This is a genomic window from Desulfomonile tiedjei DSM 6799 (assembly GCF_000266945.1).
GTDB lineage: Bacteria > Desulfobacterota > Desulfomonilia > Desulfomonilales > Desulfomonilaceae > Desulfomonile > Desulfomonile tiedjei.
In genome coordinates this window covers 5,465,278-5,479,852 of record NC_018025.1, presented here as the reverse complement: position 1 = coordinate 5,479,852, position 14,575 = coordinate 5,465,278, and the positions used below count along the sequence as shown (strand labels likewise).

At 50.6% G+C, this 14,575-nt stretch carries 12 protein-coding genes and 1 tRNA gene; 8 read left to right on the top strand and 5 right to left on the bottom strand.

Annotation, left to right across the window (positions count from 1 at the left end; all coding sequences use genetic code 11):
- Positions 1–154 precede the first annotated feature (154 nt).
- The 5 genes from DESTI_RS23535 to DESTI_RS23515 all read left to right on the top strand — a co-directional run bounded on the left by DESTI_RS23535 (position 155) and on the right by DESTI_RS23515 (position 8,245).
- Positions 155–239: transfer RNA gene (locus DESTI_RS23535), tRNA-Leu, on the top strand.
- A 39-nt stretch (positions 240–278) separates the two neighbouring features.
- On the top strand, positions 279–563 hold the full coding sequence (locus tag DESTI_RS23530; protein WP_014812476.1) for a hypothetical protein: 285 nt from the start codon (positions 279–281) through the stop codon (positions 561–563).
- 351 nt (positions 564–914) lie between these two features.
- A complete protein-coding gene (dprA, locus tag DESTI_RS23525) occupies positions 915–2,042 on the top strand; it encodes a DNA-processing protein DprA (RefSeq protein ID WP_014812475.1) in 1,128 nt (375 codons plus the stop codon).
- 96 nt (positions 2,043–2,138) lie between these two features.
- Positions 2,139–4,388 carry a type I DNA topoisomerase gene (gene topA, locus DESTI_RS23520; protein WP_014812474.1) on the top strand — a complete coding sequence of 750 codons (2,250 nt, stop codon included), beginning with the start codon at positions 2,139–2,141 and terminating at the stop codon, positions 4,386–4,388.
- Positions 4,389–4,558: 170 nt separating this feature from the next.
- Positions 4,559–8,245 (top strand): serine/threonine-protein kinase, encoded by a 3,687-nt coding sequence (locus DESTI_RS23515; RefSeq protein WP_014812473.1) that lies wholly within the window; start codon positions 4,559–4,561, stop codon positions 8,243–8,245.
- Between the two features lie 397 nt (positions 8,246–8,642).
- Here DESTI_RS23515 and DESTI_RS23510 read toward each other — a convergent pair whose 3' ends face one another.
- Both DESTI_RS23510 and DESTI_RS23505 read right to left on the bottom strand, forming a co-directional pair.
- Positions 8,643–9,551, bottom strand: a complete 909-nt coding sequence (locus tag DESTI_RS23510) for a bile acid:sodium symporter family protein (RefSeq protein WP_014812472.1) — start codon at positions 9,549–9,551, stop codon at positions 8,643–8,645.
- 353 nt (positions 9,552–9,904) lie between these two features.
- Positions 9,905–10,315, bottom strand: coding sequence for a PPC domain-containing DNA-binding protein (locus DESTI_RS23505; protein ID WP_014812471.1), 411 nt, complete (start codon positions 10,313–10,315; stop codon positions 9,905–9,907).
- 180 nt (positions 10,316–10,495) lie between these two features.
- On the opposite strand from DESTI_RS23505, the gene DESTI_RS23500 reads away from it, so the two are divergent.
- Positions 10,496–10,789 (top strand): hypothetical protein, encoded by a 294-nt coding sequence (locus DESTI_RS23500; protein ID WP_014812470.1) that lies wholly within the window; start codon positions 10,496–10,498, stop codon positions 10,787–10,789.
- A 17-nt stretch (positions 10,790–10,806) separates the two neighbouring features.
- On the opposite strand, the gene rsfS is transcribed toward DESTI_RS23500, so the two are convergent.
- Positions 10,807–11,241, bottom strand: a complete 435-nt coding sequence (gene rsfS, locus DESTI_RS23495; RefSeq protein ID WP_014812469.1) for a ribosome silencing factor — start codon at positions 11,239–11,241, stop codon at positions 10,807–10,809.
- The gene (gene nadD / locus DESTI_RS23490) at positions 11,238–11,927 is read right to left on the bottom strand and encodes a nicotinate-nucleotide adenylyltransferase (RefSeq protein WP_014812468.1); all 690 of its coding nucleotides are present in this window, start codon (positions 11,925–11,927) and stop codon (positions 11,238–11,240) included. The genes rsfS and nadD overlap by 4 nt, the downstream gene beginning before the upstream one ends.
- Positions 11,928–12,015: 88 nt before the next feature.
- Here nadD and rseP point away from each other — a divergent pair, with 88 nt between their 5' ends.
- Together rseP and tsaB are read left to right on the top strand one after the other, a co-directional pair.
- On the top strand, positions 12,016–13,089 hold the full coding sequence (rseP, locus tag DESTI_RS23485; protein ID WP_014812467.1) for an RIP metalloprotease RseP: 1,074 nt from the start codon (positions 12,016–12,018) through the stop codon (positions 13,087–13,089).
- Between the two features lie 12 nt (positions 13,090–13,101).
- Complete coding sequence (gene tsaB, locus DESTI_RS29365; RefSeq protein WP_014812466.1) at positions 13,102–13,803, top strand: tRNA (adenosine(37)-N6)-threonylcarbamoyltransferase complex dimerization subunit type 1 TsaB; 702 nt, start codon at positions 13,102–13,104, stop codon at positions 13,801–13,803.
- Here the strand turns inward: tsaB and DESTI_RS29360 are convergent.
- Positions 13,775–14,572, bottom strand: a complete 798-nt coding sequence (locus DESTI_RS29360) for a metallophosphoesterase family protein (protein ID WP_014812465.1) — start codon at positions 14,570–14,572, stop codon at positions 13,775–13,777. The genes tsaB and DESTI_RS29360 overlap by 29 nt on opposite strands.
- Positions 14,573–14,575: the final 3 nt, after the last annotated feature.

Here is a 14,575-nt window from a genome sequence, read left to right as displayed (position 1 = left end):
CAAGTTGCATTCAAAATCCCCTCTGACCCCCCTTTATAAAGGGGGGTCAGAGGGGATTTTCGTCCAACTTTGAAAGCAAGTTGGTATTAGACCTTAACTTGACAACTCTACCCGGCTATACTAGAGAATCGTCCATCAGCCGTCATCCACGGACGCGAGAGTGGCGGAATTGGCAGACGCACCGGACTTAGGATCCGGCGGGGCAACCCATGGGGGTTCGAGTCCCCCCTCTCGCACCAATCAACCTGCACATTTGAAATACAATCCACGGAGCATTTATGAGGAAATCAATCGTTCTTGTCTTGACTCTTCTTTTCTTAACGGCAGCAGCAGTATGCAATGCCCAGTACTACGGGTATTACTATTATCCGAACTACGCACCATATCCTCAACCCCAGAATGTGAGACCGGTTCCGCGGAGTCCGTACCAGTATCGTATCGGCCCGACACCCCGAAAATATCAGGAGTGGGTATTTAACAACTATTACCAGGATTATCAACGAACGCTTCGCAGCCCTTACAATCCGGAAAGCGCTCTGGATCACGTGTGGAGGATGTTTTAACGCCAATTTCAGAAAGGAAATTGGGGGGACTTTTCCTGTGAACAATGGCCATCCTTGATTTTCCTTCTTTGATTGCGAATTCCTGTTAAATACGAGTTCGCAATCCTATGAATCCACGCAAGCTCGAGGAAACTCCTTGACACTTTTGGAATCGCTATTTTAAGTTGAGCAGCGATTCGCGCCCATCTGACAGCCGCCCGGATCTCATAAACCGCTCAGATTCAGGCTGATCTGTTGAAAGCGCCGATTTTACTATCAAACGTTTTCGATATTGCGGAAACCGGTCTGTCGTCGGAGTGCTTCGCGACACAATGGCCCCCGCAATCTCGTGCGAAATACTCATGGCTCTCCATGACCTCACAAGATAGCAACGTTCTTTTTTACTGGCTTGCCCTGGAGAGAGTTCCTCGCGTCGGTCCCCTCACAATAGCTCGGCTCATACAGGCATTCGGCACGCCTGAAGCCGTTCTGCATGCTGGAGCACAGGAGATTCGCAAGCGCACAGGATTGGGTGAGAAGATTGCCGCCTTAATCTCGACCTTTTCCATTCCTGCCGACAGCATCCTGAAGCATATAAAGATTCTCGAAGAAATGGACGTTCAAGTTATTACGCGCTGGGATGCCGATTATCCTCAGAATTTGTTGGAGATCTATGATCCCCCAGCTCTCCTGTTTGTGCGCGGGAATTTCGTTCCTGAAGACAAAGCTGCGGTGGGTATTGTAGGAACCAGAAATCCGACGCGTTACGGTCTGGATATGGCGGAACAGATCACAAAAGAGTTGATACGAGAAGGGATAACGATTATCAGCGGACTGGCACGAGGCATCGATACAGCCTGTCACAAAGCGGCGTATAAAGCTGGCGGGCGGAGCATCGGAGTTCTCGGTTGCGGCATAGATGTGACGTATCCTCGCGAAAACAGGGAACTCATGGAACAGATGCTTCACCAGGGCGCTGTGATCACTGAATTTCGACCTGGCACAGAGCCGTTGCCGACGAATTTTTACCGGCGGAACAGGATTATCTCGGGCTTGGCTAAAGGCGTTCTCGTTGTAGAAGCAGCCAAGAGTAGTGGTTCTCTCATCACTGCTCATCATGCTCTGGAGCAAAACCGAGACGTTCTCGCTGTGCCCGGAAACGTTCGCAATCTCAAATCTTCCGGCCCTCATCATCTGATCAAGCAAGGTGCAGCGCTCGTGGAATCCGGGCAAGACGTCCTCCATGCGCTCTTTGCCACGAGCGGAAAACCTGTCATGCAGCAGCAAGGATTGTTCCAAGCCACACGCGAATCGAACGATGTTGCCCCGGAATCTCTCACTGTCCTGGAAGCTATAGATCTAGACCCTGTGCCCATCGATCTCATTTGCGAAAGTGTTGGGTTGGAAGCGGGCAAGCTCTCGGGGATACTCCTGGAACTCGAGTTGCAAGGGCTGGTGAAACAGCATCCAGGAAAAATGTTTTCACGGATACTGAAATAGTGTCCCGCGACCATAGGCGGTCCGAACCGCTTGACTTTTTGTTGGGCTGAACCAATGTTATTGCAAGCGGATATTCCGCGAAGGGGTGAGTACTGTATGGAAAGAACGCTGGTAGTCGTTGAATCACCGGCCAAAGCAAAGACGATAAAAAAGTATTTGGGTTCGGGATTTGAAGTCAAGGCCTCCATCGGCCATATAAAAGATCTTCCTCAAAAAGAGCTTGGGGTCACGGTACACGAGGGGTTTGCTCCACAATACAGAGTAATTGAAGGCAAAGAGAAAATTGTAAAGGAGCTCAGTACTGCTGCCAAGAACGCTGACAAAGTACTGCTTGCAACAGACCCCGACCGTGAAGGGGAAGCGATAGCCTGGCATATCCGGGAAGAATTGAAGAAGCCTCCGGAGAAGGTTTTTCGTGTTCTCTTCAACGAGCTCACGGAAAAGACGATCAAAGAAGCGGTGGCCCATCCGTTACGGTTGGATGAAAACAAGTACAACGCGCAGCAGGCCCGCCGCATTCTGGACCGAATCGTCGGTTACCAGCTTAGCCCGTTGCTCTGGGACAAAGTGCAGTACGGCCTGAGCGCGGGTCGGGTCCAGTCCGTAGCATTAAGACTCATCGTTGACAGACAAAATGCCATCGATACGTTTGTGCCGCAGGAATTCTGGTCTCTGACCGTGCTCCTGGAAGCTATGGACCCGCCGCCTTTTGAAGCCAAACTGGTGGAGAAGGACGGAACCAAAATCGAAGTTCCGGACACAGCAACCGCGTCTGCGCTGGTGAAAGAGGCTCAGGACGCCGAATTCATCGTCAAGGAAGTCAAACGACGGGAACGTACTCGAAAACCCGCTCCGCCCTTCATCACATCGACGCTCCAGCAGGAAGCTTCCCGCAAGCTCAGGTTTTCAGGCAGCCGTACCATGCGTATAGCTCAGCAGTTGTATGAAGGTATAGAACTGGGGAATCAGGGAGCAGTAGGACTCATCACCTACATGAGGACGGATTCACCGAGGATTTCCGCTGAAGCTCTGTCAGCAGTAAGAGACTTCATTCAACAGAAATACGGACGAAAGTATCTGCCCGACCGACCGCACGAGTACAAGGGCAGGAAAACTGCTCAGGAAGCTCACGAAGCCATCCGCCCCACATCTATGGAACTCAGCCCTGAAAAGGTTGCAAAGTTCCTCGATAAGGCGCAGCTTGCGCTGTACACGCTCATCTGGAATAGATTTGTTGCGAGTCAAACTGCAGGAGCAGTCTTTGACATGACCACGGCAAATATTCAGGCAGGGCGTTTATTGTTCAGAGTCACCGGTTCCATCATGAAGTTCGACGGCTTCACAAAGATTTACTCGCAAGACAAGGAAGAAGATCAGGCTTCATCCAACGGTGACAAGGATGACGCAGACAGACTACTGCCGTCCCTCCGACCGGGTGACAAGCTCCAACTGAGACGAGTGCTTCCGAGGCAGCATTTTACGCAGCCTCCACCCGCGTTCAATGAAGCATCGCTCATCAAGGAGTTGGAAGAACAGGGCATCGGCCGTCCGTCAACGTACGCGGAAACGGTGAGCACTATTCAGAAACGGAAGTATGTGGAATTACAGGACAAGAAATTCAGCCCGACGCTTCTGGGGAGAATAATAGCTCGATTGCTCGTGGACAGCTTTCCTGATCTGGTGAACACGAAATTCACCGCGCAAATGGAATCGTCCCTGGACCTGATCGAGGAAGGCAGCGCTTCCTGGAAAGAAACGTTGACCAGCTTCTACGGACCGTTCGAGACAGATCTCAATACCGCCAAGAAGAACATGAAGAACATCAAGCGGGAAGGTATCCCCACCCGCGAGGTGTGCCCTGAATGCGGAGAACCGTTACTTGTTCGGTCAGGGCGCTATGGTTTGTTCATCGGGTGTTCCGCGTATCCCGCGTGCGGATACACCGGAAAGATTGCCACAGAGGCTGTCGCCACCAAAGAACCCGTACCGACCGATGAAAAATGTCCCGAATGTGGAGCGCCTATGGTGATGCGGGAAGGCCGTACCGGTCAGTTTCTTTCCTGTTCGCGGTACCCCGAGTGTAAGACCACCCGGCCCCTGTCCATGGGTATCAAGTGCCCCAAATGCAAAGAAGGCGAACTTGCCCAACGCAAGACCAAGAAGGGAAAGATCTTTTATTCCTGCAGCAGATACCCTGACTGCGATTTTTCACTATGGAACAAACCTGTGGACATCCGCTGCCCCAATGAGGCTTGTTCCTCACCTATCATGGAAGAAAAGATCTCCAAGAAAGAAGGCAAGTTCTATCAGTGTCCTGAATGCAAAGCGAAAGTCGCAGGACAATGAGAGTCGGGGAGTTCCGACAATCCCGTTTTTAACGGGCTTCCCGACCCCACCTCGAAAAATTTCTTCCGTTCGTATAAATTCTGGTTTTTCTATGCAAGAACCAGATTCAGACTGTACACTTTTTTGGAGGGGCTTGCCCTTAACAACTCCATTCAGGTAATTTCCCGGAAATGGAATCGCAGTCAACGTACGCTTCGCTCACAATATCTTGTCAGGACCTCGATGAGGTTCCGGCCAAGATTTTCGATGCGCTGGCAAAACTGATCAAACGTACACCAGCGAGCGTGCGAGCTTCTCTCGAAATCGGCACCATCACACTGAAAAAAGTTCACCTTGGCGGAGATCTTGAACGGCTTATCGGGGTATTTCGCAGAAACGGCTTATCCGTTGAAGTGGGTTTGGCCGAAAGCGACGTCACCGATCGGGCGCTGCTCAGTCTTCCTCGGAAAAGCGCGACAGGATTCGGCCTGCCTTATGCTGAATCCGATGCCGAAAGCCAATGGAAAAAAGGCGATCTTATCGAAGGATTGTACGAAGTGCACGGTTCGGCTTCCGGCGGTATGGGAACCGTGTATTTTGCATTCCATCGTCTCTGGAAGATGATGATTGCGATAAAGACGCCGCAAAAGGTTGCAATAAAGAGCGAAACACACCTGCTGAGATTTCTCAGAGAAGCGGAACTCTGGGTCGGACTGGGGCTGCATCCGAATATTGCGACCTGCTATTACGCTCGCGTGATACGAGGACTTCCCAGGTTATTTATCGAATACGTTGATGGGGGCGCACTCGAAGAATGGGCAGAGAAAAACCTCTTGCATGATTTGCGACTTCTGACCGATCTCATGCTCCAGTTCTGCCACGGAATGATGTATGCGGAAGAAAACGGCATGGTTCACCGTGACATTAAACCCGCAAATTGCCTCATCACGCGAGACAAAATAGTCAAGATCACTGATTTCGGCTTAGTAAAACGAGTGGATGACCCCGCACATATGAACCGCCCTGATGACGAACACATTGCGGACACAACTTCCAGCGGCAGAATCTCGAACGCTAGCGTCACTTTGCTTGAAGGCGGAGTCATGGGCTCCCCGCGATATATGGCGCCTGAAAGATTCAGAGAAAAAGGGAAAGAGGATATTCGATCCGACATTTACTCGTTCGGCGTCATGTTGTACGAGCTGGTTCTCGACTCAATGCCGTTCAAGCTCCCTCTCACCTATTCTCTCCCGGAGTTAGTGCGAAGCCATTTGAAAGCTCCGGTTATCGATCCTCGTTCGCTGAGACCCGATATTCCCGGATCCCTGGCCGACATCATGCTAACGTGTCTTCAGAAAAAGGCCGATAATCGATACAAATCTTTTCAGGATGTGTGTCACGCTCTCGAGTCGCTCTCCAGGGAATTGCGACCCGATCGAAAACCCCGTAATCGCCCCAACCTGGTCGGTCTCAAGGCGGATTCTCTGAACAACCAGGCTGTGTCACTCCTGGACTTGAAAAGATACGACGACGCAAGAAGACTTCTTGAGGACGCTCATTCGGCAAATACCGACCATTTGGAAGCAGTATACAATCTTCACATGCTGCGCTGGAAGAACTCCGAAAGTTCCGACCGCGAGACTATCCAGAGGATGGAGGCCCTCAAAATTGAGGTCAGAGAAACACCCGATTACTCGTACCTTATGGGGTTGCTTTCGCTGCAAAGGGGAGATCCGGCTCGAGCTGTATCATTTCTGAAAAAGGCCTGTCATGACGGTTCATGGTATCAGGATCGCTGGAAAGCCTATGATAACGATCCAAAGAATTTTGTGAACTCTCTGGGGTTCTCGACAATCGGCGAGTTGATCTCGTATGCCGGTCACATCAAGAGTGTCCGCTCCGTCGCGATTTCTTCAGATGCCAGACGAGCGTATTCAGTCGGTGAAGATCGTTCAATCAGAATCTGGGATACGGATAGCGGTAGATGTTTGAAAAATTTCCGTACTTTTACCTTCATGCCCGTTACCGGAGCCTTCTCCCAGAATGATGAATTCGCAGCGACGGCTTACGGCACGGCTTTTAAGACGTTGGATTTGTGGGACCTTCGCGAAGGCCGGCTGATCAAGAAATTCCCCGGCATGAGCATTTTTGGCGTCAGGTTTTCTCCGGATTCCCAGTACCTCTCGTGCTACGACCAGGAAGGCGCTGTCCGCATTCTCGAAATCCCTTCTGGAGAGGTTGTGTGGGAATCACGGAAATTGGGCTCAAAGGTTTCATCACAGGTTTTTCTGGGAAACACGGGACGGATTGCCATTGGTTGCGAAAATGGTTCTCTGATTGTGGTGGATTTCCGTTCCGGCACGGAACTCTTTAAAACAGGCGCTCACATGGGAGCTGTTACTGCAGTTGAATCCACGTCGGATGGCGAAGTCATCGTCACCGGCGGTGATGATGAACTGATGAAATTGTGGGAAGCGCAATCCGGCTCGGAGGTCCTTCGGTTTACCGGACATCGAAAAGAATTGACCGGAATAGCGGTGTTGCCGGACGATAGATACATTGTCTCCGTTTCTGCCGATGGATGTATAAAGATATGGGACGGTTCCAGCGGGAGATGTTACCGAACCATCACGATAGCCGGAGAAGACTTGACCGGGTGCGCTATTTCCAGGGATGGCAAAAGATTGCTTACCGGTTCCTCCAAAGGTTCCGTAAGACTTTGGAGCATCGATACCGGGTGGTTCTCACAGGATTATCTGGAACCTGCTCTTTGCAGGCCGCGAACGTTCAGAGAACTGGCCGGCTTGCATGCTCTGTTTAAGATTACTGTCGAAGAGTTTAACCGTGCGTGGCGGAAAGCTCATCAAACGCAGGCATTGGAAGCTTTCGAGCGCATTCGTGCGATTCCCGGGTTTTGTTGGTCCAGGGAAGCGGTGCTAATCAGGAACGTACTGCATAATGTGGTTGTTCGGGGACGCCTGAAATCCACATCCTTTATTCGCGCATTTCATGGTCACAAGGATGGGGTAGTTGCCATGAAGGCAAGCCCGGACAATTTGCTGCTCCTGACCGGAAGTCTTGACGGCACTGCAGCCATTTGGGATGTGGTTACCGGGCGCTGTATCCGAAAATTTGTCGCGGGAAATCCCATTCGAGAAGTGTTCTTCTTGCCTCGGATGCAGGGTGTGGTGACGCTGAGTCAGGATCGCGTGCTTCGTGTGTGGGATCAGGACGGAAAAATGGTGCAGGAATTCCCGAAACTCGAACCACCTCTCAGGATGATGCCCTCAGGACACGAAATTACTGCAATGTGTCCGGAGAAGATGCAGGTACTGCTCGATCTGAACACCGGCAAGATACATTACAAAGGCGCCGCTGTTCCTGGGTCCGAATTCATCTGTTTTTCCGAAAATCTGGAGAGCGTGTTCAGTTTGCGGGACAGCACAAGAATTCAAAGATGGTCGCTTGCCACCGGCCGTAATGAGGGAGCATTTCGGGATTTGGGAATAAGAATCACCGCTCTTTTGCCTGCTACTCACGAGGATAAGATTGTCGCCGGCCTGGAATCAGGCGACCTGACGGTCTATGTCGGAGGCTCTGGGGTCAATGTCGCCACTCTGAGAGGGCATGCCGCGGCCATACGCACTATCGTGTCAAATCCGGAAGGCAATCTTTGGATCACTGCTTCGGACGATTGCTCCATAAGACTCTGGGACGTACCTGCTGAGAAATGCTCCGCGGTCTTGGAGGGACATTCATCCTCTGTGCGGTCCCTGGCATTGTTCTCGAATCTTTCTTTAATTGCTTCAGGTGATAGTGAGGGATCTGCTCGGCTCTGGGGACTGGAGTGGGCGGTTTCTTTGGAAGACCAGAGTTGATACCCATTTGCATTCAAAATCCCCCCATTCCCCCCTTTAATGAAGGGGGGTTAGAGGCATAAGCGTTAAAATAAGAGCATCCACTTCCAGCTTTCCTGGTGGGGGTCGGCGTCTCTGCCGACCCCCTACCGGTTGATTTGTATTTGAAAAATGTGCCGGCACGGAGGCACGGCACCTACCAATATTCAATGCACTGACCTGACTGCGGAGGTCTGTGGCACCCCTGCATCCAGGATCGATGACGGTTGTGAGCGCCATGGACCTGCCCTGCAGGTCCGTGCTGTAGTCACAAATGAGATCTATCTTGATCGCAACTCCGTACAATGCCCAACTGCAAGGCTACAAAACTGCCTGAAATCAATGCCATAATCCAAAGAAGAATTGCTGAAATGCGGATCTACCTGGCTTGCAGGCGGTTTGCGATGAGTTTCATCGGTACAATAAGCGTAAAGAACGGAAACATGTACATGGCCGCAAGCATAGGAGAGAGGGGCCCGAAAAATTGCGAGGAAAACACGATTACCAGAACATTGTTCATGAGCGCGAGACTGATCCCGGCAGCGACTTTCATCCCCGGGTTCGAACGCGCAGCAACCAACCATCCGCTCGTGAAATAGATTATTGCCAGGATATAGGCCACGATAGTCGATACGAGAATGCTTCCCGGATTCTGGAAAAAGAACGATGAGTACTTCGAAAATACCCCAAGATTGATAAGCGCAAACAGAGTCAGAGACAAAGGAAATTGCCTGCGGGAAATCGCTTCCAGCAATGCCGGCCATAATCGACGTAGTACCAGGACAGCGAAAACGGGGATGAAAATCACTATCGCAAGTAACTGCACCATTGTTCCGAGCGGAATATGAATCTCGGCTCCAGCCAGCAATTTAACGAGAGTCGGGAGTGAAAACGGCACGATCAGGGATGTGATCACTACCATTCTCAGCACCGCGGCAACATCGGCAGAAACCACCATGGCAATGAACGGTGCAACTACTCCTGTGGATATTCCGGAAAGCAGCAGCACGGGGACGGCATAGTCGGGAAGTGTAAGTAAAGCCACGTAGTACAACACGCCAGGAAGGATGATTAATTTCACGAGAATCAGAGCAGTTAATCCGAGCAGTGAAGAAGCGGAAGCGTCCACAAATGCACGAAAATCGATTCTGAGAAAGCTCAAGAAGAGCAGCAGCATCATGCAGTACATGAAATACGGCTGAAAAATAGTCCCCAGACCGGGACAACACACCGCAACCGCAATCGACCCGAATACTACAAAAAAGAGGATGAAATCACTTGCTTTCAAGTCTCAGGCTCCCGAAACCATTCGCCGCGCTCCAATACAAGATATTAGTGGGGACCGGCATCTCGAGCGTCCTGAGACTGTCTCAAAATTCTCGAATGCAGAACAAATCGTGCCACAATTCTCCTATCTTTGTTGGGCAGACAGCGTAGCCAATGTAGGATGCGATGACCGACGGGAATCGCATCAGTCGAGGTCTTTCGCGACCGATGCGGTTCGCTTCGCTCACCACATCCTACGTGAGCTGCCGCACATTCTATCGATATCATTAATTATATTGAAGAAGTGCCGGCACGGAGGCCGGCATCCACCAATAGTCCTATCTTCAATCGGACATTAATCCTGGCAATCGTGCGCTACTTTTCAGCCCACAGGAACAATCCGGTGGGATCGTCGAACCTGCGCTCGGGAGTCTCTCCAGGGATTGGTACGCCGTGAAGCTCCGCGGCAAAGATCTTTGCACCTTGCATCAAGTGACCGCCATAACACTGGAAATCGTGTCCGGCAAGAATGATGTGGGCGTGCACGAAGATCTGCCCGTCTTTGAAGGATACGTTTCCCGAACAGGAAGTTATCTCCATGAGACCTGAAAACTCTTTGCTCTTATATGTTCTTTCCTGATGATCGTAGTATGCCAAGACTGCTCCCTCAACTGCGCCGATCACGGTGAAGGAAGCTTTGCTGATCGACCGCTCTTTAAATGCACCGGTAATAGAGTCAAGAAGGTCGGCGTCTTTTGGGAGTCGAGCAAAAAAAGGCTCGGACATGTTTCATCTCCTTCCGGTCTATTGCGTTCACCCCCTGTGCCCTCAAAACCGAATATGTTAAAATGTTAAATTCATCCGGTTTAACATCCGGTACGGCAATTGAATCCACAAGCACGAGGGCGACGGGACATTGTAATGTGCAGGATAGCTCTCCCGGAGCACATCACGCAAGAGGTATTCATGAAAAAAGGAGCTTGTCACCACTGCGGGAATTCACTGGAATATGCGGAGAGAGTTTTTCGCAACGAAACATGTCCGAAATGCGGTTCCGATGTTCACTGCTGTCTGAACTGCTCGGATTATGACGAATCTGCGCACAATCAGTGTCGAGAGTCACAGGCGGAAAGAGTGTCCGTTAAGGATAGACGAAACTTTTGCGAGTATTTCAACCTGCGTGAAGGGCCCGCTTCTTCCAGGTCCGCAGACAAAGCTGCGGAAGCACGGCGCAAGCTAGAGGCACTTTTTAAGAAATAGTCAAGAGAAACGAGTAGTTACAGTTCAGGCCACTCTTCGTCCTCTTCCGCTATGGGTTCTGCTGCGGCTTCAATCTCTTGCGTGAGATCGTCGGGAAATTTCTCCCGAGGCGCTTCGGCCCAGAGCCCTTCGAGATCGTAAAACTCTCGAACGGACTTCTGAAAAACGTGGACAATCACGTCTCCATAATCGAGGAGGGCCCAATTCCCCTGATGGACACCTTCGACCGAGAACCTGTCGATCCCCTTGTGTTTCGCATCTTCTAGAATGGCTTCTGCAATTGCTTTGACCTGTCTTCCGGATCCTGCGGAAACGATAAGAAAATAGTCCGTCAAGGTAGTCAATTCTGCGAGTCTTATCAGCACCGGATTGACGGCTTTCTTGGACAGGGCGGCGCGCAAAAGCGTTTCAGCTTTTTCTTTCGAGTCGCCAACTGGAATGTGTGTGGTCATATAACCCCTATTTTTGGAGATTCATACAAACGATGTTCTAAAATGTATGATCTGACAGATTCGGGAACAAGATAACGAATACTCTTTCCCTGTTTCAACAGATTTCTGATAGTCGTAGACGAGACATTGAGCCCTTCTACCGTCGAATGAACGAGAATACCGGACGATTCGTGCACAAAGCATTCTCCGGATAGAGTAAATTTATTCCTAAAGCTTTCCGGAGTCTCCCTCCATGCTGAGAAGAAATCAGTACCCGGACGTTTTACCACAAGAAAATGAGATAGTTCAAAAAGCTGCTGATAATCTTTCCATGTGGAAATTTCTTTCAACGAGTCCGTCCCCATGATGAAAAACGTTTCCAGGTTCTGTTCCTTTAATGCCTTTAGTGTATTAATAGTGTAAGAAGGTCCCTTGAGACGGATTTCCAGGTCCGAGACCTCGAGGCGGTCGTTGCCGAGACATGCCAGGCGGGTCATCTCTAATCGGTGTTCCGGTGATGCAATCTCGGGGTGGTACTTATGAGGCGGAATGAGACTCGGCATGAATAAAATTCTGGATAATTCATGCAATTCCGCTACTTCTTCTGCAAGTCGGAGATGCCCGAGATGTGGCGGATTGAATGTGCCGCCCAGGATACCGACCCTTTGAATATCGGATTTTTGGAAGAAAGAGCTTGTTTTCACCATACAAGATTCTATATTGAATATGAACGATTTGGAAAGGGAATTGTCTTAGGAATTCAATCTTAATGACATTCCGGCACGGAGGCATCAATTGTACTACTTCTTCGGATTCATCATACTCCTCGGCGTGTTGATTTTCGTCCACGAGTTTGGTCACTTTATCATAGCCAAACTGGCCGGGGTTAAAGTCCTGAAATTTTCGCTGGGTTTTCCTCCTTCCCTCATAAAACGGAAATGGGGCGAAACGGAATACATGTTGAGCTGGATTCCTCTGGGCGGGTACGTAAAGCTTCTTGGAGAAGATCCGGAACAAGAGGAAGAAATTGCCCCTGAAGAAAAAAATAGAGCTTTCACGAGCAAGTCCCTCTTTGCACGATCCGCGATAATCCTGGCAGGTCCGCTTTCAAATTATCTCCTGGCCTTTGTTCTGATCAGTATCGGATATATGGCCGGATGGCCTGTTCTCCTGAGCGAAGTTGGCAAGGTCATCGAGGGAACCCCGGCTATGGAGGCCGGACTCAAAACAGGCGACAAGGTAACGGCGATAAATGGTGAAAAAGTGTGGCGCTGGGACGACATGCGCTCCATCATCGAGCAGAATGGCGGAAAACAGGTCACCTTGACCGTGGAACGAGGTGACCGTGAACTTGAGATTCCTGTAACGCCATCATTGGGCGAGCAAAAAGACCTATTCGGAGAACCCACGGGGAAGATAGGCGTTTCTCCATCTGGCGCGAGCGCCAAACTTGGGGTTCTGGAGTCTATTTCCGAGGGAGCGTACTTTACCTGGTATCTTACCAAACTGGTGGGCATTACGCTGGTAAAGCTCGTCAAAGGTGAAATCAGTGCAAAGGCGCTGAGCGGCCCCATAACCATCGCCCAGGCTTCTGGTGAAAGTCTCAAGGCCGGGTTTTTCAATTTTGTCTTTCTTTTGAGTTACATCAGCGTGAACCTGGCAATCATCAATCTTCTTCCCATTCCCATTCTGGATGGGGGACACCTCTTCTTCTTCATTATTGAAGCCGTGATCCGTCGCCCTGTGACAGGAAAAGTGCGAGAATACGCGACCCAGGTGGGTCTGGTTTTCATCGTGTTTCTCATGGTGCTGGTTTTCTATAACGATATTAGCAGAATAATAACCAAAGGCTGGACTTTGGCACCATAACCGGCGGCTGACGTGCGAATTCTGGCTGTACATTCCACGAGCCCATCTCTGGGCGTGGCCGTAACTCAGGGCGATTCCGTCCTGGAAGAAGTAGTGTTGCCTCCCGGAAGGGAGCACCTGGAAAACCTGGTGCCCATAATCAGCGACCTGCTGCACCGTTTACATATTGACGTCAGGCAGCTTGACGGCTTGGCTGTTGCCACAGGCCCGGGTTCCTTTTCAGGCATTCGCATCGGAATAGCCTGCATCAAGGGAATGGCCACGGTCCTGAAAATGCCCGTTGTGGGGGTATCAAGCCTGGAAATTCAGGCATGGCAGGTTTTGGAGGAAGATCAAACGGGCATATCTTTGCTGGATGCACGACGTGCCGAAACGTATGTCGCCGTATTTCACAAGAAAAACAAATTGTTGGAATATATTTTCGGACCGGCGTTGATCAAGTCTTCCGAAGTGGAGACACTCATCTCAGAAATACCCAACATTTCCGCGATCGTGGGAGAACCCGCTGCGGCTGGATTGATGGCCCTTCTCCGGAAGGATGCGCAGCATGTAATCGTTAATCCGTCGGCATCCGCCTGTGCTCTCATTGCATGCGAACGGTTGCGAAGAGGACAGGCGGACCGGGTCCATTCCCTCGTCCCGGTGTACATCCGGAGGTCTGATGCAGAAGAGAAACGGGATTTGCTCAGAGACCGGGATTCTCATTCATGTTGAAGTGATACACTCCCGATTCCGAGAATCCTGACTCCGTGCATTCCCGCACATGCACTATCAGTGAACCGTTTAGTATATTTATGAGATGATATGAAGGGTCCCATTGTGACATGAGTGGTGCTCCCCCGCAGGAGACTACGACTTTTGCTTGTCGCTGAGGAAACCCAAGTTCCACTACTGCGGATCTGTGCTTGTGTCCCTGCAAAATTAATCCTATCCCGGCCTGAGTACTGATGTTCAGTAATTCCCCTGCATCCGAAAGCGCATGAGCCCAAAAAGACGAAGCACGTATGACAGGAATCACCGGATGATGAAGGAAGAGTACCTTGAAATAATCCGCGTGCTCCGCTGCAAAAGCCTTTAGCCAATATCGCGTGTCCCGGTTTATTTTACCGGGCCATGAAGGAAACGAGTGAACGGAATTGATACCTATAAACAGTATGTTATGATCGTTCTTGAAGTGCGTTACGCGATCTGCCGGACCGAAAAATTTGGAATAGCGCCTCATGCCCAGAAATGGAAACATCCATTCCCACACAGCAGAGATGCCGATTTCTCTATTCCCCGGTATGCTGATATAAGGGATTTCCAGTGACTGCAAGAAATCGTGAGCCCAACGAAACTGAGATATTGTGCCTCTGTCGGTTATATCACCGGTAAGTACGAGCAGTTCCGGCGATTGCTCAAGAAGATCTTGTCGCAAGAACTGGAGCTTCTCCAGGGAAGTCCTTCGGCCGAAATGCAGGTCCGAGACATGCGCGATTTTCATAGA

Bases quoted from the DNA above. Each gene is read 5' to 3' on its own strand.
- DESTI_RS23530 (WP_014812476.1), top strand. From the start codon at position 279: ATGAGGAAATCAATCGTTCTTGTCTTGACTCTTCTTTTCTTAACGGCA.
- dprA (WP_014812475.1), top strand. From the start codon at position 915: ATGACCTCACAAGATAGCAACGTTCTTTTTTACTGGCTTGCCCTGGAG.
- topA (WP_014812474.1), top strand. From the start codon at position 2,139: ATGGAAAGAACGCTGGTAGTCGTTGAATCACCGGCCAAAGCAAAGACG.
- DESTI_RS23515 (WP_014812473.1), top strand. From the start codon at position 4,559: ATGGAATCGCAGTCAACGTACGCTTCGCTCACAATATCTTGTCAGGAC.
- DESTI_RS23505 (WP_014812471.1), bottom strand. From the start codon at position 10,315: ATGTCCGAGCCTTTTTTTGCTCGACTCCCAAAAGACGCCGACCTTCTT.
- DESTI_RS23500 (WP_014812470.1), top strand. From the start codon at position 10,496: ATGAAAAAAGGAGCTTGTCACCACTGCGGGAATTCACTGGAATATGCG.
- rsfS (WP_014812469.1), bottom strand. From the start codon at position 11,241: ATGACCACACACATTCCAGTTGGCGACTCGAAAGAAAAAGCTGAAACG.
- nadD (WP_014812468.1), bottom strand. From the start codon at position 11,927: ATGGTGAAAACAAGCTCTTTCTTCCAAAAATCCGATATTCAAAGGGTC.
- DESTI_RS29360 (WP_014812465.1), bottom strand. From the start codon at position 14,572: ATGAAAATCGCGCATGTCTCGGACCTGCATTTCGGCCGAAGGACTTCC.